This is a genomic window from Cylindrospermum sp. FACHB-282, assembly GCF_014697195.1.
GTDB lineage: Bacteria > Cyanobacteriota > Cyanobacteriia > Cyanobacteriales > Nostocaceae > Cylindrospermum.
The window spans coordinates 43,808-65,146 of sequence record NZ_JACJRJ010000038.1 but is presented as its reverse complement, the minus strand read 5'-3'; the positions used below and the strand labels follow the sequence as shown (position 1 = coordinate 65,146).

Sequence of the window (21,339 nt, the reverse complement as noted above, 5' to 3'; positions counted from 1 at the left end):
CCGCCACCCTGGTTTGTGGATGTGAGCATAGATATTTATCAGTACGATGGCGATGACACCTCGACTACAGAAATTGACTTAGCACGAATCGAAGACAAAATTGATGCGATCGCATCACCCTAAAATATGCAAAAACTTGGATTAATGATTTCTGGAGCAGCTTTAGCTGGAAGTCTTTTGATGTTTATCTCCACTGGGGGGTTTACGGCTGGGAGCACGCTGCAAGAAATTCGCGGTGATATCCGCCTCCTGCGGCATGAAGTCCTGGCGGCGAATGCCTTGCAGGATACAGAAATTAAGCAGATAAAGTTACAATTAAAGCCTAATTGATACTCAATATCAACAAGGTCTTACCACTTCACCCCCGGATTCCTACCAAGAGTTCGGGGGTGAATTTTTAAAGCTATATAAATCAGTGCTTTCAGCCTTTGGCGTCCTCGATGCGATCGCCTTTAAAGAAGCTGTGCTGGGGGAGTTTACTTATTGATAATCATTGAGAATAGCCAAATGCCCCAGGGTGGATTTGAACCAACGTGACCCGCCAATTGGGAGGGCATCCTTCGGCTAGATGACTAGGGCAACACTATTGTAGATTCACTGTTCTGGTACGTAATTTTCATTCTCGCTCAATTTAGTTCGTAACTCTACTAGTTCTTTATCGATTTCTGCCTTTTTATCTTCAAGCAATTTTATTGCTGCCTTTAGGAATGCTACATACACTTGATGTTTTTCTGATTTGTTGCCTGTTGCGTATATCATGGGCTTTTCCGATTGGGATTCAGCCTAATAGTACAAAAATATTCCTTCTGGAGATTCTATGAAGCTAAGTTAGCTTATGTGAATTTTACTTAATGATAATCTTTACAAAAAAAGGTTGAGAATCAATAATTACTCGGTGGTTAAAAAATATTTTTATGTTTAGACTTGGAATTAGCTTTTCACCCTGATGCTGAACAGGTTTCTCAGCTATCAATATCATAGCAGGCAACTATTATGAATTCAACTTCGCAACAGCTTGATTCCAAGGATGTCAAAGTTAAGCTTCTTCTTGCTGGAGGACATGAATACACTGTTTATTTAAAATCAGATGCACCTATACTGCATAATCTTTTAACAACAATTTTCATGCGTGCGTATAAGCAAGAATCTGCTTGTAATGGCTTATTCCAAATTCTCATAGATCAAGATCGTTCTCTTCTTTGTTTTCCCAGCGAACACCTCGTTGGTGTAGTGACAGAACCCCCAATTATGCTACAGCCAATGGAGGCAATACAACCTGTAGCAAATGACATTTTACCTTCTTATTTCCTACAATTTGATAACTTCTTTAACCCGGAAGAACACAAACATTTACTTCAATATGTTTTCCAAAAACAGTCAGCTTTTCTGTCTACGACTACTTCCACTAATGATGCTAATTATCGCCAATCTATGGTTCTCTATTCATTTACTGACTTTTCTGAACTAATAGTCAAAAAAATCCAAGCAATAATTCCTGATGTAATTAGCAAATTAGGTCTACCATCATTTCCCGTATCTCAAATCGAAACTCAACTGACAGCACATAATGATGGTAATTATTACAAAATTCATAATGATAATGGTAGTCCAGAAACTGCTACGAGAGAGCTAACCTACGTTTACTACTTTTATCAAGTTCCGAAGCCTTTTTCTGGTGGTGAATTACTCATATACGACAGCAAGATTTCTAATAACTCCTATGTAAATGCCGAATCCTTTAAAACAGTAGAACCTCGCAATAATAGCATTGTGTTCTTTCCCAGTCGCTATATGCACGAAGTACTGCCTGTGAGTTGCCCTTCCAAAGCTTTTGCCGATAGTCGCTTTACTATCAACGGCTGGGTTCGTCGATAATATGATTCGGTGTAAATACTCTAGTCTCTAGTCTTTAAATTTAGTTATATTAAATACCTAGCCTTATTTATCAGGATGTTAGGGTCTAATACCCCTGCCCTACAGGAACGCCAAGGGCATAGGTTTACACGTAACTTGTGTTTCAGTCGGGGTTTAAATGCCCTGATGTAACCATCTTGAATTTTCTGGGCGTAGGTGCGGTCGGCGCTATGAGAGAATTTTGAATTATTTATCAATAGTTGCTTTCTTTCTGCATTATTTTTGATGCGACGGTTTAAGGTGCATATTTTGGGATTTAATTCATATTTATTGCCTAGTTAAATTTTCAATGAAGTTGCTGTTAAACAAGAGACTAAAAGTATTTACTAATGTATTAATTAGATTAATAGTAAAAAAGTTTATGGCTTACAAGCTGCAACCAAGGAGTAAAAACCAAGTGTCTCAACTATCTTCAAATAAAGTAATCGGTTATATAACTGGCGGTATATCTTTAGTAGCTGTATTCACTGCTGGACAAATGCCTCAAGCATATGCAGCTTCTTTGACTTTTTCAGCAACTGGAACCAACTCCAACTCAGGTGGAAGCACTAACGCTCTGGGAGCATCAGTCATATTTGATGACTCACTAATAAGTTCAGGTAAGTTGACAGTCACTCTGAAGAATACCGGGCCAGGTGCTTCAGATCCGTCTGATGTCCTAACATCAGTCTTTTGGGACATGGTTGGAAATCCCACAGGCTTATCATTATTTTCAGCCACAGCTCCGACTGTAATAAACGATGGTCAGATCACCGCAACAAATGCCGATCTTAAAGCTCTTGATGAGTGGAAATTACCAAATACTGGCAATGGCTCAACCGACCTTCCTGGAATAAGCCAAAACTACGGTATAGGTACTGCTGGCTTGGGTATTTTCCAAGGTGGTGGTGGTAAGCAAATGGCCTACGGTATTATCTCTGGTTACGATACTAATGCTAACCCACAACTCGTTGGCAATAAGGCGGAGAATTTTGTTAAAGATTATGCCACTTTTGTTTTATCAGGGCTATCCACTAGCTTTAATCTAAACAGTATTAGCAACATTCGCTTCCAGTACGGTACAAGCCTGAGCGAGCCTAGTATTAGCCCAACTCCAACTCCAACTCCAACCCCAACTCCAACCCCAACTCCAACCCCAACTCCAACCCCAACTCCAACTCCAACTCCAACTCCAACTCCAACCCCAACCCCAACCCCAACTCCAACTCCAACCCCAACTCCAACTCCAACTCCAACTCCAACTCCAACCCCAACTCCAACTCCAACTCCAACTCCAACTCCAACCCCAACTCCGTACTATACTCCGACTCCAACGCCTGAACATAGGCAAGTTCCTGAACCTAGTGCAACATCAGCCCTTGGCTTATTTGCTCTGGGAACCCTGAAACTATTGAGGAAAAAGTCGAAAGGCTAAATTGTGATGATTTTGTCTGGGTTATGAATAATCAGGTAAACACAACTGACTATTCATAACTAACAATAGAGGGTAGATTTCAACCCATTCTTTCCCAGTATGGGAAAGAAGCCACCTTTTTATTGAACGCGCGTAAAACCCCAACCCAAGAGTGGGTGCGGCGTTTGACCATTTCAGTAGCAACCGTTTAAAATTAAGGAGTATGAAATCAATTTGAGGACGTTATGGCTGCAAAAGTAGAGATTTACAGTTGGAGGACTTGCCCTTTTTGCGTACGTGCCAAAAATTTGCTAAAGAACAAGGGGGTTGAATTTATCGAATACAGCATCGATGGAGATGAGATAGCAAGGGATAAAATGGCTCAAAGGGCCAACGGACGCCGCTCTTTACCACAAATTTTCATCAATGACAATCACGTTGGTGGTTGTGATGATATCCACGCTTTAGACCGTCAAGGCAAGCTGGATGACCTACTAGTTGCTAGCAATAACCTGTAGGATGATCACCACATAACTGAATATCTGACGACAAGACGTTTAGCTTCTGCGTCAATCAGTGAGATCATCAGGGAATAATGTGAATTGAATAAAATTCTTGGTGATTGAGGTTGAAACAGTGAAACTGACTTTTATCATTGATTCCATCCATCAGCTTGACCCGTGTCATGATACGAGCGTTGCCCTAATGGAAGCCGCGCAAATTCTCGGACACGAAGTTTGGGTGACTCAGGCTAACCTGCTGAGTGTGATGGAGGGCAAAGCTTGGGCTATTCTACAGCGGGTAGAAATTGTACCAGTGCCGTTGGTGGAAGGACGTTGGATAGCGGCAAATCCTTGGTATAAATTGAGCGATAAATGCTTAACTTCCTTGGAAACAATGGATGCCGTATTTATGCGGACAGATCCACCAGTCAATGACTCCTACCTATATGCCACCTACATTCTGGATTACGTTGATCAAAATAAAACCCTGATGATTAACAGTCCCAGTGGCATCCGTGGGGCAAATGAAAAAATGTATGCCCTCCAGTTTACCAATGCGATTCCAGAAACAATTGTCAGTGCTGATAAGCAGTTTATTCGACAATTTGTAGAAGCCAAGGGGGCGACAATTCTCAAACCATTAGGTAACAAAGCAGGGGAAGGGATTTTATTTTTGCAATCAGGCGATCGCAACTTCAACTCCATCGTCGAACTCAGTACCTACCAAGGTCGAGTACCAGTTATGGTACAAACCTACTTACCACAAGCCAAAGAGGGAGACAAGCGGATTATCTTGCTCAATGGCGAACCAATAGGGGCTCTCAACCGTCTTTCCAGTGGTAGTGATTTTCGCAATAATATGGCAACAGGCGGCACTGTGGCTCAAACCGAAATTACTCCAAGAGAGCAAGAAATTTGCACCCAATTAGCCGCCAAACTCCGCCAAGATGGCTTAATTTTTGTGGGGATTGACATAATTGGTGGATATCTGACTGAAGTTAATGTCACCAGTCCTACTGGAATTCGTGAGATCGACCGCCTAGATAGCACTCAGCTTGGTCATCAAGTCATGCAATGGGTTGAGCAGACTCTACAGTTGAGCAGACTCTACAAAGGAAAAAACTAAACTAATTTACAATTACCCACTCTTCTTTCTTTGCTTTGGGTTCTGGGCAAGGAAAGCGGTTAGTTAAAAATATACAACTCACCTGCATTCACCTTCATAAATGGCCCCTCCCTTCTATTTTGACAACAGGTGCTGATCTAAGCCTAGATAGCCTCTAAAGCTGCTAGAGGGTTAATTATCAGAAATCCAAATCAACAGGCTGTTGCCCAAGTTTATAGAATATCCTGGCAAGCGTAAAACGAGCGCGTCTTTAGACCTGAGATATTCAAGGATTGAGTACTGTAGGACATACAGGAACTTTTGCGCTAGATGCTCTTCCCCGCTTTGGAAGATAAGTCCTCTACTCGGTTTGGCTTCGTGGGCGTCAGATGAACGGTGAAAGCCTCCTAGGAGCAAGTCATATCTTAGACCAAACAATCTCAGTCAACCCCTTCCCTACGGGACGCCAAAGGCGAACGGGGAATTAAAAATTAAAAATTAAAAATTAAAAATTAAAGACAATCAGTGGTGGGTTCAGAGCTACCACTGATTGTAGACCGCTGATTCTTAGAATCAGTGGGAGCCTGTACTCGGAATTAATTAATTCAAAATTGTTTTTATTCTGACTAACAGAATTTTGTATCCCTTACGGGAGCCGTAGGCTCTATTTTGCATTTTGAATTCAAAAAAGGTCACGAAGAGTGCTGAGAGTGTCAAGGGTAGCATGAACAAATTTCATCACCAATTGGCAACATCGGGTATGGCAAGAGAATTACTTACCCATGTTCCTGGTGAAACTTTAAAACTAGCAAATTGTATACAGCACTCAGCTTAACGTGAGACTGCAAATTTAATCTAAAATCTCAAATCCAAAATCACTTAATTTTTTGGTGGTGTACGTCGCCGTTGTAAAAAATCAGGAATATCCAATGCGGGTTTTTCTTTGGGTTCTGGAGTTGGGCTGGGAGAATTAATTGGAGGTTGTGATGTAGGTCGCTTTTGAGTTGGAGTTACAACCCTTGCGTTAGTCACAGTTTGTTGTGGTGCTGCTTGTAATTCACCTGTAAACCCAGTGGCAATTACGGTAATTCTCACTTCACCTTGGAGCCGGTCATCAATCACCGCCCCAAAAATAATATTGGCATTGGGATCAACCACTTCATAGATTGTTTCTGCGGCAGCATTTACTTCATGCAAGGTCAGGTCGCTGCCACCAGTAATATTAAAGACAACGCCTCTGGCACCTTCAATAGAACATTCTAATAACGGTGAAGAAATGGCAGCGATCGCCGCTTCTCTAGCTCTAGATTTTCCAGAACTCACACCAATCCCCATCAATGCTGATCCCGCATCTGCCATGACAGCGCGAACATCGGCAAAGTCAACGTTGACCAAACCAGGGATCGTTATGATATCAGAAATGCCTTGCACCCCTTGACGCAAAACATCATCGGCATAGCGAAAAGCTTCTTGCACAGGCGTTTGCTCAGGGATCACTTCCAGCAGCTTATTGTTAGGGATAATGATTAGGGTATCCACCCGACTTTTTAGTCCTTCAATGCCCTGCTCTGCTTGGCTGGTACGGCGGCGTCCCTCGAAGACAAATGGACGTGTGACTACACCGACAGTGAGAGCGCCCATTTCTTTTGCTACTTCTGCCACAATCGGGGCTGCACCAGTGCCCGTACCACCCCCCATACCAGCGGTGATAAATACTAGATCAGCACCTTCTAAAGCCGTAGCAATCTCGTCTCGTGATTCCTCCGCTGCTTTTTGACCAATGGCAGGATTTCCCCCTGCGCCTAAACCCCGCGTCAGCTTCTGTCCGATTTGCAACCGACTAGGAGCGCCAGCTAAGGTGAGAGCTTGAGCATCAGTGTTAATTGACCAAAACTCCACCCCAGAGACATCAGACTCAATCATGCGGTTAACAGCATTCCCACCACCACCACCCACACCAATCACTTTGATGTTGGCAACCCGACCCGGAACAATCTCGCCAATGCGGCTATTTTCAGCAGACATCTTTTTACTGTCGTGATTTTGTCCGTAGTTCAGCCCAGAATTATTAAAGGGATTGGTTGAGTTAACTGCCAGAGAGAACCCTGGCTGTCCCACAGAGTGGGAGTTTTTATAAGTAAGCCCTTGGTTATTATCAAGTGTCATTGGATTTGTCAAAAGTAGATAAACGACTGTTTCAGGTGTTCTTCACCTAAGAGTCAACTATAGTTTGACACTGCCACAATCTATGGCACTGTTCTGTATTGTTCTCACTACTTCCAACCCTAGCAGGATTGGAGGTACGATGATTAGCTATGGGATAGCCTTGGATGCAACTGATTGCGCGGAGCGCCCTTGATGAGGCAATCGCACAGCCAATCCTACAGAAGTATACCTACATTTACCGAGAATTGGTCTGTATAGCTTCCACCAGATGCTAATATCTCCTCTATCTATTAAGTTACCCATTTGGCACAGTATACCTTTGGCATTTCCAATGCCCTCCCCCTATTTCTGCTAATAATTTAGATTGGTCATTAATTCTACAACTATTGGTGTTGTTTTTTTCTCTTTAAGCGCTAGAACCACTGAATAATTGCAACTTAAGACAAGAATTTTGCCTTCTACTCACTTGTCTTTAAGCTTGCAGTCAAGAAAAATTTGCTTTTTAGACTACAGAGCACCCTGATTAATTTCCGGTTTACTGTACCTGAACAGACACTTGGTTGGAGCAACATTCTATCCTATGGGAACCGATAACAGTGCTCTTCACTCACCAGCAGTTAATGATCTTTTGCTGCCAAAGGAAGTTTCATCATTGATCTTCCCATTTTAATTAAAATTTCTTGCATGCCAATTTTTGTTTGGGTTTCATTAAAGTTATCCTTTCATTGGCGGTTCCTGATCCAACATCTATTCGTTAGATGGGTAAACCCGGTGCGCAGCGCGGCATTACCCAAGATATTGTGTGAAAACGAGATTATATAAGCCGCCTTCGGTGCGTTGGAACCGCCAATTTTGTCCAGGTTTTTCCCAAAGGTTGCTGGAGTACTGAAAATAATAAATATATTTATCAGCATAAAACTCCTTGATTTACTAGGAGCAGTTGATACATTAAACTAGCTAAATTTTTCTAGGGAGTTTGGGATTTAACTTGCTGTTTATTTTGGTTCATTTGTACTAATGGAGATTCGGGATTTTTCAGATCAATATACTCTATTTGACTGGGATTGAGTTTTGCGGGTAAATGGCGCATTTGGACAAGTACCTGAATTTGTTCAGGCAACTCGGTAATGAGGGCGCCGAGATGCACCTTTCCTAGTTCTGTTTTCAAAATTAAATTCGTGGGATCTTGGCAATCAATTTCCATGACTTTCACGGAACTTTGGCTGACAGCTTGATAAATTTGAGTCCAGTGGGGGCGGTATTGTTCTGGTGAGCCAATAACTTTGAGATTGGGCAATCTTGCTGTGGGATTGAGTGATGTGTATTTTTCTAAAGGCATCAAAATCCCACTTGCGTCTAGTAAGCGTTGCTCTTTTTGGGTTTGTGCGATTGCCCCCGGCACTGCGCGGAGCGCAATCGCTACTGGTACTCGTTCCTTAATTTCGATGATTAATCCAGGAGGAAACAGACGCCGGCTGACAGTCGCTTGGGCAATAATCGGTTGTTGCTGCAAAGATTTGGTGATCGCTTTCGGTTCAATCCGCCACAAAGATTGGGGGTAAGATAGTACCACCAGTGACTGGGTTACCTTATCTGACAGTAATTTATTGCCAGATTTCATCACTATTTGAGCCGGAGCATTTAGCACCCACATTGGTTGAATTGCCACCCACAGCAATCCACTAGCCAGTCCAGTGACGGCAAAAGTTCGCCAAATAGTCTGAATAATTTTCATCTGCCGCTGCCGACGTAATTTCTTACGGCGCTGGGCTAAATCCGTGCGGGAAACTGATACTATGCCAGCCATTTAAACCCCTTTCTGGTTTCAGTCCAAATTTTTAGTGGGATCTTGACCAACTCCCACCGTTATACATTTACCTTAGACTACGGCAAGTTGCACAGTTCTGTGCAGTTGTACGTCATAGAAATTGGTAAAAGCTAGAAATTGTTAAAACCGCAACAGCATATCTAAAAAGGACAGATACAATTAACGTATCAGGGACAACAATTAAATCTCTACCATGCTACTAAACAGATGCTGTCAGCGATGGCACGTATGTTGCCGAGGCTTGCTGGATACAGCAAGCCTCCACCGTGCTAAAGGCACGGTGCAAACATTCTTTCAGGATGGTTGGGCAACAGCACCCCCATAGCGATAGCGTAAAGCGCCTTTCGGAGGCGATAGCGTATCCCTGAAGGGATGCTTTGCGCTTCATTGCTGCTGCTTTGGTGCAGATCGCGCGTCGAACACTGTTTTTTGCATGACACAACCAAAAGAGCAAGTTAATCATCTGCTTGCATATTGGCTAGAGAGTTTTTGTATAACGAAATACAAATCAAACCGCATCTACATCGCATCTACATGAGAACTCCACTGAATTTGTCACGGTTTTATAAAGCTTGTAACCCTAGCTACACACTAAATATGGGTGACGAGCTAGAACGGCAGTACTATATAGATTTTGCTGATGTACGTGGTTGCAAAATTGTTGAAGAATTGCAACGAACTATCAGCCGTATTTCTCCCGATGAGCCAACCTGCCAATTATTTACAGGTCATATTGGCTGTGGTAAGTCCACAGAGTTGCAGCGCCTCAAAGCAGAACTGGAAGTAGCAGGATTTCATGTAGTTTATTTTGAGTCCAGTCAAGACCTGGATATGGCAGATATTGATGTCAGCGATATTTTGCTGAGTGTAGCCCGTCAAGTCAGTGCCAGTTTAGAAGGAATTGGCATCAAACTAAAACCGGGTTACTTTACCAATTTGTTTAAAGAAATAGGGGATTTTTTGCAAAGCCCCATTGAGCTTTCTGGAGAAGCAGAGTTGTCCTTAGGTATTGCCAAAATTACTGCCAAAACCAAAGATAGCGCTCAGACTCGTAATCAACTCAGACAATATCTAGAACCCCGTACCAATAGTATTTTGCAAGCGATCAACGAAGAGTTATTAGAAAAAGCTGTTCAACAGATCAAACAACGGGGTCAAAAAGGACTGGTGGTGATCGTAGATAACTTGGATCGAGTGGATATGCGCCCTGTCGCATCTGGACGCACCCAACCAGAGTATCTCTTCATCGACCGAGGCGAACAGTTACGGCGTCTCAAATGTCACGTAGTTTACACAATTCCCCTAGCGTTAATTTTCTCCAATGAATACGAAACATTGAAAAATCGCTTAGGTGGAGGCATTGCTCCGAAGATACTGCCAATGGTACTAGTGCGGCAAAGAGATGGCAGTGATTACGAACCTGGGATGTCACTATTGCGCCAGTTAGTCTTAGCAAGAGCTTTTCCCGAAGTTTCCTGGAATAGCAGGCCGTTATTAATCACAGAGTTATTCACGCACCCGGAAACCCTAGATCGGATCTGTCGCGTCAGTGGTGGTCACATTCGTAACTTATTGGGTTTGCTTTATAGCTGTCTACAAAGGCAAGATCCACCTTTTTCCAGAGACTGTTTAGAAGCCGTGATTAAAGACTACCGTGATGATTTGCTATTAGCTATTGATGAATACCAGTGGGATTTACTGTTTGAAGTCATGCAAAAGCAGAGTGTTAAAGGTGAGTCTGACTACCAGAGCTTACTGCGAAGTATGTATCTGTTTGAATACCGTGATCCTCAAGGGCGCTGGTTTGGTATCAGTCCGGCATTAGCAGAAACGCAAAAAGTTCTTGCTTGGCAACAAAACAAGTAGCAATACCAGAGTCCAAGAAAAAAGAAAATCACCCTTACTTCTGATCTTTAACGACAAGCTATCCTCGGCAGGGCTATTTCATTCTCAACAACCGCCATGACTTACGTCACGCTGCGCTATCAGAATCAATTCTGAGTCTAATAGCACTCATTTGTCTAACGACGACTAAAAGAAATTTCAAGTCCGTTAAAACGGAATGCGAGTTATTAGTCCTGAACTGAAGTTCAGGGCGGGTTATGTCTCGAAGGAAATAGCCCTGTATCCTCGATTAGACACTGGGTTCCACAGAAAAGTTTGATCGGGGGATTTCTCCGATTGTATGGCTTGTATGTCTCTGGCTTGTAGTGCTTTAGACTGCGATTTATCAGTGAATTCAACGCTGTAGTCAAACACTCAAGAGACAATCAGAACTTCCGAGATTTTCCTCAATTGTCGCAACTGCCTTGTGAACCGATAGAGGGTGGCTTCCCTTACTCTAAAAGACAACTAGTAGGGTAGAGTAACAACTGGTGTGCAACTAAGGACGAGTGCGCCTTTTTGATTGTTGGTGTGGCATTTTTTCTTTTTCCTTTCTAGCTTGATTTTTAGTTATGACAAAGCGGCAATTTACAGCAGCGAACGTCTTCGGCGCATCGGAGCTGAACGCCAACGAAAATCAGCTTGCTCTGCAAAGGCTGATTCGGGCGATCGCGCTATCCTATGGTCAGTTTGCCCTGATTTTAGTTAGGTGTAACTATGGACATTTACGCGAGCAATTGTTGGAAAATCTCCGCTCGATCACCAAAGACATCAATTTACGGGAAATCCATCTCCAGCCATCCAACACTGCCTTACATAGCACAATAGTCTCAGAACTTTTTCTAGATAATCCTGCTGTCGTCACAGATTCTTTGCCATCAGCTGTCATGGTTTTTGGTCTAGAGTCAATTACTAACATCGACGACTTACTTACTGGCATCAACCAAACACGAGATATCTATGCCGCAACTTTCCGCTTTCCCTTGGTGTTATGGCTACAAGATGAAGTGGCATCATCGCTTTCCAGATTAGCACCCGATTTTAAAAGCTGGGCAGCAACCACCATCAAATTTGAAATGACCAAAGCAAACTTAATTGCTTTGATCGGCAAAGAGACAGAATATCTATTTACCAAAATTTTAGAGGCGGGTGCCAACAGATTTTTATCTAATGCTTGCCTAGATTTAGATCCTAAGTCCCAACACCGCCACGAAATTGAGTCGGCTCGCAATGATTTGCTGCGCTTATATGGTGTCAAATTAGAACCAATATTAGAAGCAAATTTAGAATTCGTCTTGGGGCGTGATGAATACGCTAATGATCAAATTCATCCTGCTGTAGTCCATTATCAAAAAAGCATCGCGCTCTGGAAACAACATGAGAGTACAGCGGTTTCAGAAGACAATCGAGAGCTAAATTCCCCCAATCTTTTGAAGCAAGCAGTAGTCCTATTCCATTTGGGGCTTTGTTATCGGCGGATGGCAGATTTATATCAGGGTGCTAACACCAGTTACTGGCAGGATGCTCTGTTGTGGTTTAAGCAATGCCTAGATGTATTGTTTGAGGCACAAAGACAAGACTTAGTTGCCAAATTTATTTTGCCAGTTTGTGAAATACTGCAACGCTTACAAGCTTGGGAAGACTTAGAAGAACTAGCCCAAAAATCATTGCAGCTCCATGAAACTTATGGTGATACAGCACAAGTTGCTCAAGATTATGGCTTTTTGGCGGCTGTGGCAGTGGCTAAGTCTAATTGGGTAGTAGCTCATGAATTGGCGAATACAGCACTTTCGATTTCAGAAGAAGCAACAGAAGATTCTCTGGGAGACGCTTTGCAAAGGCGGCAGCAGGAAAGTTGGTATCTTTTATTGCTAGCACAAACCCAGCGACATCTCGGTGAGTGGGAAGAAGCAATCAATAACCTGGAATGGGCAAAGGTAGTGTGTGAGCTACAGTATGAGCCATTGCTTTACTTAGAGATTCTCGAAGAATTGCGATCGCTCTACTTTTTTGAGCGTCATGACTACGCCGAAGCCTTTAGCCTCAAGCAAGAAAAAATTCAAATAGAACATCAATACGGCTTTCGCGCCTTCATCGGCGCTAGTCAATTGCAACCGCAACGCTACAGAATTAATCCAGTCTTAGATTCACAAAAAATCCCGTTTATTCCTGAAGAAGTTGCCCAAGAAATATCAACTTCTGGACGTCAGCAAGATGTCAATCGATTAATTGAAAGAATTACCCGTGCTGACTATAAGCTTACAGTAATTCATGGCCCGTCAGGTGTGGGCAAAAGTTCAATTCTCAAAGCAGGTTTAGTACCAGCATTGAAGGGTAAAGTCATCGGTGAACGCATTCCTTTACCAATTGTTTTATCTGTTTATACTGATTGGGTTATAGCTTTGGGGCAGGTTGTTAACCAGGCTCTAGGAGACACAGAAATATCAGTTTCTCCCGAAATTACACCTGCAATCATTATCGAAAAAATTCGTTCTGCTGCTGAACGTAATCATACTATAATTTTCATATTTGATCAGTTTGAAGAATTTTTCTTTAATAGTACTTTACCCAGCCAAAGAATCCAATTCTATGAATTTTTTACTGAATGTTTAAATATTTCCTATGTAAAAATGATTTTGTCATTAAGAGAAGATTATTTACATTATTTGTTAGAAATTGAGCGTCTGACCCAAGGCAATGGTGATGGTTTATATAATTTAGGAGTAATTAACAAGAACATTCTGGATAAGGATATTCGCTACTACTTAGGGAAATTTAATCGTCAAGATGCGATAGGTATTATTCGATGTCTGACCCAGGGTTCCCATTATGAAATTAATGAGGAATTAATTAACCAATTAGTTCAGGATTTGGCGGAAGAAATAGACGAAGTACATCCGATTGAATTACAAATAGTCGGTGCTCAACTGCAAGCAGAAAATATTACTACACTCAAACAATACAAACTTTGCGGCGGCTCAGAAAAATTAGTAGAACGTTGGCTAGAGGAAGTTATCCAAGATTGCGGTCAGGAAAACGAAGAACTAAGTTGGAAATTATTATTTGAGCTAACTGATGAAAAAGGCACACGACCACTAAAAACCAAAGCTGATTTAGCAGTTGCCCTAGGGAATAATGATAATATTCATGAAATCTTAGACTTTGACTCAGTTTGGGAATTGATTTTAGAAATTTTGGTAGGTTCAGGGTTGGTGTTGCGAGTGAGAGAAGAGTTAGGCGATCGCTACCAACTAGTTCACGATTATTTAGTCGAACCAATTCGCCAAAAAAATAACTATGGCATAGTTGCCGAGTTAGAAAAAGTAAAAATTGAAAAAACCAGAGCTGAAGTTGCTCAAAGGCTGAGTCAAGAGCAGCTAAATTTGGCTTTACAGCAGCGATTGCGAGAAGCACGGATAGTAGGTTTAGCCCTGGCAATCATGGCCGGGACAATAGGTGCTCTCTGGTGGCAAGCCGATTTACAGAAAAGGGCAGCCCTGGGACAGACTCTGCGAGCTGAACGCAGCGAAACCAACTTGAAAATTAGTGGAATTGCCGCCGCTAGTGAAGCTCTGTTTGCCTCTAATAAAGAGTTTGATGCCTTGTTAGAAAGTTTGCGGGCTTGGAGAAGACTCAAACAGGCAGAGTTTGTCCAACCAGACACCCGAATGCGGGTGGTGACAGCCCTGCAACAGGCAGTTTATGGGGTAACAGAGTTAAATCGCTTGGAGGGGCACAAGGATATTGTCTGGAGTGTCACTTTCAGCCCTGATGGTCATACTTTAGCCTCAGGTAGTACAGATCAGACCGTGAAACTGTGGCGTCCTGACGGCACCTTACTTCAAACTCTCAAGGGTCATAAAAATGCTGTAACAAGTGTGAGCTTCAGCCCTGATGGTCAGACCCTAGCCTCCGCCAGTCTCGACAAAACCCTGCAAATCTGGTGGAAAAATCCGATTACGGGGGAGTTTGACACCCAGCCATACAAAACCTTGGTAGGACACCAAGATGCGATTTATAGCGTTAACTTCAGTCCTGATGGGGAGTTGCTAGCTACCGGCAGTAAGGATAAAACCGTCAAACTTTGGCGCCAAGACGGGACATTAGTCAAAACACTCAGGGGGCATCAAGGGTGGGTTAACTGGGTAACATTCAGCCCTGATGGTCAATTCATTGCCTCAGCTAGTGACGACAAAACAGTGATAATCTGGCGGCGGGACGGTAGCTTAGTCACAACTTTGCAGGGGCATCAGCAGGGTTTGACTGTGGTCGCTTTTAGCCCCGACGGTAAACTGCTAGCATCAGCGGGGCGAGATAAAATAGTGAAACTTTGGCAGTGGGAGCGCGGTGGTAATAAAAAAGGCTTTAACTTGAGTCTTAACAAAACTTTACTACAGCATAGCAGTACAGTTTGGAGTCTAAGCTTCAGTGCTGATAGTCAAAAGTTAGCTTCTGGAGGTGATGATAATACGATTAACCTCTGGAGTGTCAACGGCATCTTACTTAAAACATTTAAAGGACACAGCGATGCTGTTGCTGGGGTGGCTTTCAGTCCAGATAACAAATTGCTGGCCTCAGGTAGTTACGACAAAAGCGTGAAACTGTGGAGTCTAGATACCCCAACACTCCCTATCCTGCGAGGGCATCTAGATCGAGTTTTGAGCGTGGCTTGGAGTCCCGATGGTCAGATGTTGGCGAGTGGTAGTCGCGATCGCACAGTAAAACTGTGGCAACGATACAATAATGGAGATGAGGTAGAAACCCGACTCTACAAGACCCTAGTAGGTCATACAGATAGAGTCCCTAGCGTCAGTTTTGACCCTAAAGGTGAAATGCTCGTGTCAGGAAGTTATGACAAAACACTCAAGCTTTGGACGCGCGACGGTAGGTTACTCAACACCCTCCAAGGCCATAGCGATAGTGTGATGAGTGTCAGTTTCAGCCCTGATGGTCAGTTATTAGCATCAGCCAGTAAGGATAAGACGGTAAAACTTTGGAACCGTGAGGGCAAGTTACTCAAAACATTGGTGGGGCATCAGGGTTGGGTGAATAACGTGAGTTTCAGTCCAGATGGTCAGGTTTTAGCTTCTGCTAGCGATGACCAAACAGTCAAACTTTGGCGGCGTGATGGAACTTTGATCAGAACTTTCTCGCCCCATGACAGCTGGGTATTAGGTGTGAGCTTTAGTCCCACTGACCAAGTACTGGCTTCTGCTAGCTGGGATAACACCGTCAAGCTATGGCAGCAGGATGGTACTTTGTTAAAAACCTTGTTAAAGGGGTACAGCGATAGCGTCAATTCTGTGACTTTCAGCCCCAATGGTGAATTTCTAGCCGCTGCCAGTTGGGACAGTACAGTGAAAATTTGGAGCCGTGAGGGTAAATTGATTAAAACCCTCAACGGGCATCGCGCCCCAGTATTAAGCGTTAGCTTTAGTCCCGATGGTCAAACACTAGCATCAGCTAGTGATGACAATACAATAATTTTGTGGAATTTACATCTTGATAACCTGCTGTTTCTTGGTTGTAACTGGGTAGGTGATTATCTCAAGTACAACAAGAATGTTGACTTGCAAGATCGCCTTCTTTGTGATGGCATCACAAACAAGCGCTAGTGGAAGAGGTAAGAGGTAAGAGGTAAGAGGTAAGAGGTAAGAGGTAAGAGGTAAGAGGTAAGAGGTAAGAGGTAAGAGGTAAGAGGTAAGAGGTAAGAAAGCTTATAACACAAGCCTTTGGGTTATTCTTAACTGGATAGTTATATTGAGCTTGCCTCTGTATCCTCTTGTTCCAAATTTACTAAAAAGCTTTTTAGCCTCATGCGCTCGATATAAGGCCAGCCCCCCTCAGACTCAATATCTTTCAGTAGAGAGTAGAGTTGTTGGCGGTTATCTGGCAAACTCTCTTGAAACAATCCATCACGAATCTCTCGGTGTAACTGCTCCAACTGCCGCAGCAAAGCCAAAAGAGCTATGGTATCCCCAAGACAAGCCTTAGTCGCATCATCTGCCGCAATGGCGATCGCTTGTAATTTACAGGACAGCTTCCCTGATTCAAAATTTTTATCTTTTCTCATCTTTCTTCTGCGAGGTACCCCACCCTCAGCTTGACACTCTCCGGGCTAAAGGCGCGGAGATTCTTGAATCTAAGACATAACTTGCTCAATGAGGCTTTCGCCACAAAGAGTAGAGGTTTCATCTCCCCAAGCGTTGCTTGCGTCTAGCGCAAAAGTTCCCTTATGCCCTACGGTACTCAATCCCCGACTAAGGATGTTTCTAGCTGCATTTTCGTCTCTATCCATCACACAACCGCATTTACAAACGTGGGTTCGAGTAGATAGTGTTTTCTTGACAATTTCCCTGCAACTAGAGCATTCAAGGCTTGTATATTGCGGATTTACCGCAACCGTAACTTTTTTAAATACCTTTCCAAAGTACTCAATCCAGATACGGAACTGATACCACGATGCGTCATTAATGGACTTAGCTAAACAATGATTCTTCGCCATATTTTTAATCCTCAAATCTTCATAGGCGATCAAGTCGTTAGACTGAACTACGTACCGCGCTAACTTCACAGCGTGGTCTTTACGTTGCCTACTTATTTTGAGATGGCGCTTTCCTAAAATCTGCCTAGCTTTGTCTCTATTTTTGGAACCTTTTACTTTTCTGAAAACACGACGCTGTGAGCGCTTGAAAACTTTTTCGCCTCTATGCAGAAACTTAGGGTTCTCAACCATTTCTCCCTCAGAGTCGGTGTAGTATTCCTTTAATCCGACATCTAATCCGACTGTATTACCAGTTGCTTCTATGTCTTCAGAACGGTTTACATTAATGCAAAATTGAACGTATACGCCATCTGCACGTTTTACCAATCTAATCCGTTTTATTTGATTGATTTGGTATTGGTGCAAGTCACGAGTGCCTTTAAGCTTTAATCGCCCAATACCTTTTTTATCGGTGAAGGTTATGGATTTACGATCTGGGGCCAGCTTCCATCCTGATGTTTTGTATTCAACAGAGCGACAATCTTTCTGGAATTGTGGATATCCTTTTAAACCGGAAATACCCTTTTTACAGTTGTCATAAAACCGAGAGATAGATGACCATGCTCGTTCTGCACTGGCTTGCCTAGCCATTGAATTAAGTTCATTAGCAAAGGGAAATTTAGCCGCAAGTACAGCACAGTATTTTTGCAAATCGTTTTTACCCGTGTCTTTAACATCCATCCATAGCCGAATACAGCTATTGCGGATGAATTTTGCAGTCCGAATTGCATCATCTACTGCTGTTAGCTGGGCTGACTTCCCATAAGCTTTGAACTCAAAAACCAGCATCCTTTTACCTCCTGCTTTTACCTCCTGCCTTATACTATCATAGTTGGCGTAATTACTCTGGTAGTTCAAATCATGACTTACAGAAATTGGTTTATCGATATCACCACTTACCCAGTCAGTTCTGAACTGATTAGCCAGTAAAGTTTTGGGGTCTCCTTTTGGGAAAAACCTGTCCAAAATTGGTAAGCCAACGCTTGTTGGCGGCTTATATAATCTCGTTGTCACCCCTTGGGAAAAACCTGTCCCACCATACTTACGCCTAATTCCACCTTTTGCCGGACTCATCAGATGTAACTGAAGACGAGTAATGGGTGGACTGAGTGGAGGGCGCACAAATGAGTCATACTCAAATTTACCGGAGATTTCTAATTATCAATTGTTTGTCAGTCTTGATCCATTAGCTGTCAGCATAGATAAAGAGTTACATCTAGAAGTTAATGACAGACTAATGCGATCGCTTTTAAAACAGAGCATAGAGGTTTAGCATAGCCTCTCGAGGAGCTAAGTGGGATCAAGCCATTCTCAGTTAATCCTAGAGCGCTTTGATTTTGAGTTAAAAAAAATCGTATGATCTGGCTGAATTGCCCATAAAACAATGGGCTGTATGTGGTGGCGTCACATACATAATACAGAAGGACTTGGGCATTGCCCAAGCTCTACTAGCAAATGCCGTTAACAGCAAAACTGCTGTTTTTTCCTCCCTTAGGGACACACATCCAAAATGGATGCAGTGTACTGCTTAGTTTGGGGTTTAAACCCTGCGCTCAAGAACGCAACGCGTTTAAGTACGTTTAGTAGAGCAGTTTTACAACTTAGATATTAATTTTTGACTTTGAGGTTAACCATGAGGTATCGCGCTTTAATTGTTGCATTCTTGGCTTTGTGCCTAGGGCTAATAACTGCTTGTAGTGATAGTCCATCTTCTAGCACTAAGGATATACTCACCTACGAGCAAATTCGAGGCACTGGCTTGGCTAACAAATGCCCCCAACTGGCAGAAACAAGCCGTGGTTCTATTCCCATTGACTCTAGTCAGTCCTACGCCATCAAAGAACTTTGCTTAGAGCCAACTAATTTCTTTGTCAAAGAAGAACCTGCTAACAAAAGGCAACAAGCAGAATTTGTTGCTGGTAAATTGTTAACCCGGTACACTTCCACTATTGACCAGGTACAAGGCAACCTGAAAATCAACCCAGATAATAGCCTGACCTTTGTAGAAACAGATGGTCTAGATTTCCAAGCCATCACTGTGCAGCTCCCTGGTGGTGAGCGAGTACCTTTTCTCTTCACCATTAAAAACTTGGTTGCTCAAACACAACCCAGTTTAACCAGTATTAATACCTCCACTGACTTTGAGGGCACTTTCAAAGTTCCTTCCTATCGCGGTGCTGCCTTTCTAGACCCCAAAGGTCGTGGTGTGGTCTCTGGCTATGATAATGCTGTGGCTCTCCCCGCCCAAGCTGATGATGAAGAACTCACCCGCACTAACGTCAAGCGTGCAGAAATTCTCAGTGGCAAGATTTCTCTGCAAGTAGCTAAGATAGACAGTCTTACTGGCGAAATTGCTGGTACTTTCGAGAGCGAACAGCCGTCTGACACAGATTTAGGTGCTGGTGAACCCAAAGAGGTAAAAATTCGTGGTCTATTTTACGCTCGGGTGGAACCGACTCGGATCTAAATCCTCTTGATTAGTACTGAGAACTACAATTCTGTACTCATCAGACTTGATTACAAAAGTTAACCCCTTTGCCCTTGCTTTTTTCATGGGGCAAAGGGGTTTTTTACAGCAAATCAGTCTGAAAGCCTTTGAGTATTAACCAGGCTAGAGAATTCCGGGCAAACTAAACAGCTATATACATAAGTACAACAAGGGCAAGACGCCCTTTTTTAGTTAACTAAATAAATATACATAAGTAGGTTGGGCAAATTTAAATATTAGATGAATTATTGGGAATTCCCTACGTAATATTACTATTTGAATCTCTTTGATTTGTTGATCAAAATAATAAATGCGATCGCGTTAACTTCATAAGTTAAACTAATCATGTTTTTTGCAAAAATTAAGTATAATTTCGGTTTGAAACTGGGTAATATGTTGTATATTTTGTTTCTATAGACTTTTTGAAAAGCCAAATATCAGACCAACGCTAAACAATAAACGAAATACTAATTTCGCTTATTTAAATTTTGCAGACTCGCCGCTCCACCTATGGAACTTTTTCTAGGAAAAGTAGCTGTAGTCTGCCATAGGATTCACCGGGGACTATAGCACGATAGTTTTTTGGCTATCGTGCTGCATCTTTGTCTTTAAGCGATCACTACACTGTTTATTTTCTTAATAAACACGCTATTATGCCTACCACCGTCACCAATGAACTGAAGCATGAAATTTGGCAGTTGTTACGAGAATATCAGCAGTGTCGCTCAGAAACTGTTCGTAACAAACTGGTGACACTCAATTTTGGACTGGTGAGAAAAGAAGCTCACTACTGGATAAATCAATGTCATGAAAACTATGAGGATTTGCTCCAGGTAGGCTGTTTGGGTTTAATCAGGGCTATCGAAAGATTTGAACTTTCCAAGGGACATGCCTTCAGTTCCTACGCCCTTCCCTATATTCGCGGTGAAATTCAACACTACCTCCGAGATAAAGGTGTCACCGTGCGAATTCCCCGACGGTGGCTAGCGCTGCAACAGCAGGCCATAGGAGTTTCCCGTTCTTGGCGCGAAAAATATAATCGCTCACCTAGCGACTCAGAACTAGCAGCAGCACTGGAAATTTCTGTTCACGAATGGCAAGAGATTAAATTAGCATGGGTCAACCGTGCCCCCTTAAGCTTAGATGTGCCAGTGCAGGATGGAGAAGAAGGCGCAACCTGCTTGGGAGAATTGGTTCCAGATCCTCACTACCGCAGCTTTCAACTGGCTCAAGAAGACCAAATTCGCCTGCAACAAGCATTGGTTCAGCTAGAAAAACGCACCCGCGAAGTTTTAGAGTGTGTGTTTTTGCAAGATTTGACACAAAAACAAGTAGCCGAACAATTGGGGATTAGTGTAGTTACTGTTTCCCGGAGAGTTAAAAAAGGTCTGGACTTGTTGAAACACCTCATGGGTGTAGCAGAAGATTAACGGTAAACCGGATCAATCAGCAGTTGTGCTATCTTTAGCAGTGTTAAAAATAACCTTTAAAATGTAAAATGTAGGTTATAAAGT

General features: G+C 42.8%; 15 protein-coding genes and 1 tRNA gene. 10 read left to right on the top strand and 6 right to left on the bottom strand.

Translation table 11 applies throughout. From position 1 onward, the window contains the following. Positions 1-126: 126 nt before the first annotated feature. Complete coding sequence (locus H6G32_RS18905) at positions 127-330, top strand: hypothetical protein (protein WP_190460992.1); 204 nt, start codon at positions 127-129, stop codon at positions 328-330. Between the two features lie 178 nt (positions 331-508). Here H6G32_RS18905 and H6G32_RS18900 read toward each other — a convergent pair. After that, a tRNA-OTHER gene (locus H6G32_RS18900) sits at positions 509-579 on the bottom strand. 15 nt (positions 580-594) lie between these two features. Then, positions 595-759: a hypothetical protein gene (locus H6G32_RS18895; RefSeq protein ID WP_190460990.1), complete on the bottom strand. Its 165-nt coding sequence runs from the start codon at positions 757-759 to the stop codon at positions 595-597. Positions 760-993: 234 nt separating this feature from the next. Between H6G32_RS18895 and H6G32_RS18890 the strand changes: the two genes are divergently transcribed. The 4 genes from H6G32_RS18890 (at position 994) to gshB (ending at position 4,936) form a co-directional block, all read left to right on the top strand. Further along, the gene (locus H6G32_RS18890) at positions 994-1,875 is read left to right on the top strand and encodes a 2OG-Fe(II) oxygenase (RefSeq protein WP_190460988.1); all 882 of its coding nucleotides are present in this window, start codon (positions 994-996) and stop codon (positions 1,873-1,875) included. 436 nt (positions 1,876-2,311) lie between these two features. Then, on the top strand, positions 2,312-3,328 hold the full coding sequence (locus H6G32_RS18885; protein ID WP_190460985.1) for an XDD4 family exosortase-dependent surface protein: 1,017 nt from the start codon (positions 2,312-2,314) through the stop codon (positions 3,326-3,328). Between the two features lie 224 nt (positions 3,329-3,552). After that, positions 3,553-3,825, top strand: coding sequence for a glutaredoxin 3 (gene grxC / locus H6G32_RS18880; RefSeq protein WP_190460983.1), 273 nt, complete (start codon positions 3,553-3,555; stop codon positions 3,823-3,825). Between the two features lie 118 nt (positions 3,826-3,943). Further along, positions 3,944-4,936, top strand: a complete 993-nt coding sequence (gene gshB, locus H6G32_RS18875; RefSeq protein WP_190460981.1) for a glutathione synthase — start codon at positions 3,944-3,946, stop codon at positions 4,934-4,936. Positions 4,937-5,794: 858 nt separating this feature from the next. On the opposite strand, the gene ftsZ is transcribed toward gshB, so the two are convergent. Then, the gene (gene ftsZ, locus H6G32_RS18870) at positions 5,795-7,081 is read right to left on the bottom strand and encodes a cell division protein FtsZ (protein ID WP_190460978.1); all 1,287 of its coding nucleotides are present in this window, start codon (positions 7,079-7,081) and stop codon (positions 5,795-5,797) included. A gap of 967 nt (positions 7,082-8,048) precedes the next feature. Next, entirely contained in the window at positions 8,049-8,888 is an 840-nt protein-coding gene (locus H6G32_RS18865; RefSeq protein WP_190460976.1) for a cell division protein FtsQ/DivIB, read from the bottom strand. A gap of 555 nt (positions 8,889-9,443) precedes the next feature. On the opposite strand from H6G32_RS18865, the gene H6G32_RS18860 reads away from it, so the two are divergent. Further along, positions 9,444-10,775, top strand: coding sequence for a P-loop NTPase fold protein (locus H6G32_RS18860; protein ID WP_190461002.1), 1,332 nt, complete (start codon positions 9,444-9,446; stop codon positions 10,773-10,775). A gap of 590 nt (positions 10,776-11,365) precedes the next feature. Beyond that, positions 11,366-16,408, top strand: coding sequence for an nSTAND1 domain-containing NTPase (locus H6G32_RS18855; protein ID WP_190460974.1), 5,043 nt, complete (start codon positions 11,366-11,368; stop codon positions 16,406-16,408). Positions 16,409-16,548: 140 nt separating this feature from the next. Here H6G32_RS18855 and H6G32_RS18850 read toward each other — a convergent pair whose 3' ends face one another. Next, a complete protein-coding gene (locus tag H6G32_RS18850; protein ID WP_190460972.1) occupies positions 16,549-16,866 on the bottom strand; it encodes a hypothetical protein in 318 nt (105 codons plus the stop codon). A gap of 69 nt (positions 16,867-16,935) precedes the next feature. Next, positions 16,936-18,126, bottom strand: a complete 1,191-nt coding sequence (locus tag H6G32_RS18845; protein WP_190460999.1) for an RNA-guided endonuclease InsQ/TnpB family protein — start codon at positions 18,124-18,126, stop codon at positions 16,936-16,938. Positions 18,127-18,433: 307 nt separating this feature from the next. Between H6G32_RS18845 and H6G32_RS18840 the strand changes: the two genes are divergently transcribed. From H6G32_RS18840 to H6G32_RS18830, 3 genes are all read left to right on the top strand, one after another. After that, a complete protein-coding gene (locus tag H6G32_RS18840; protein WP_190460970.1) occupies positions 18,434-18,610 on the top strand; it encodes a hypothetical protein in 177 nt (58 codons plus the stop codon). A gap of 360 nt (positions 18,611-18,970) precedes the next feature. Next, a complete protein-coding gene (locus H6G32_RS18835) occupies positions 18,971-19,804 on the top strand; it encodes a photosystem II manganese-stabilizing polypeptide (protein WP_190460968.1) in 834 nt (277 codons plus the stop codon). A 674-nt stretch (positions 19,805-20,478) separates the two neighbouring features. Continuing rightward, complete coding sequence (locus tag H6G32_RS18830; RefSeq protein WP_190460966.1) at positions 20,479-21,255, top strand: RNA polymerase sigma factor SigF; 777 nt, start codon at positions 20,479-20,481, stop codon at positions 21,253-21,255. The last annotated feature ends 84 nt before the right edge of the window (positions 21,256-21,339 follow it).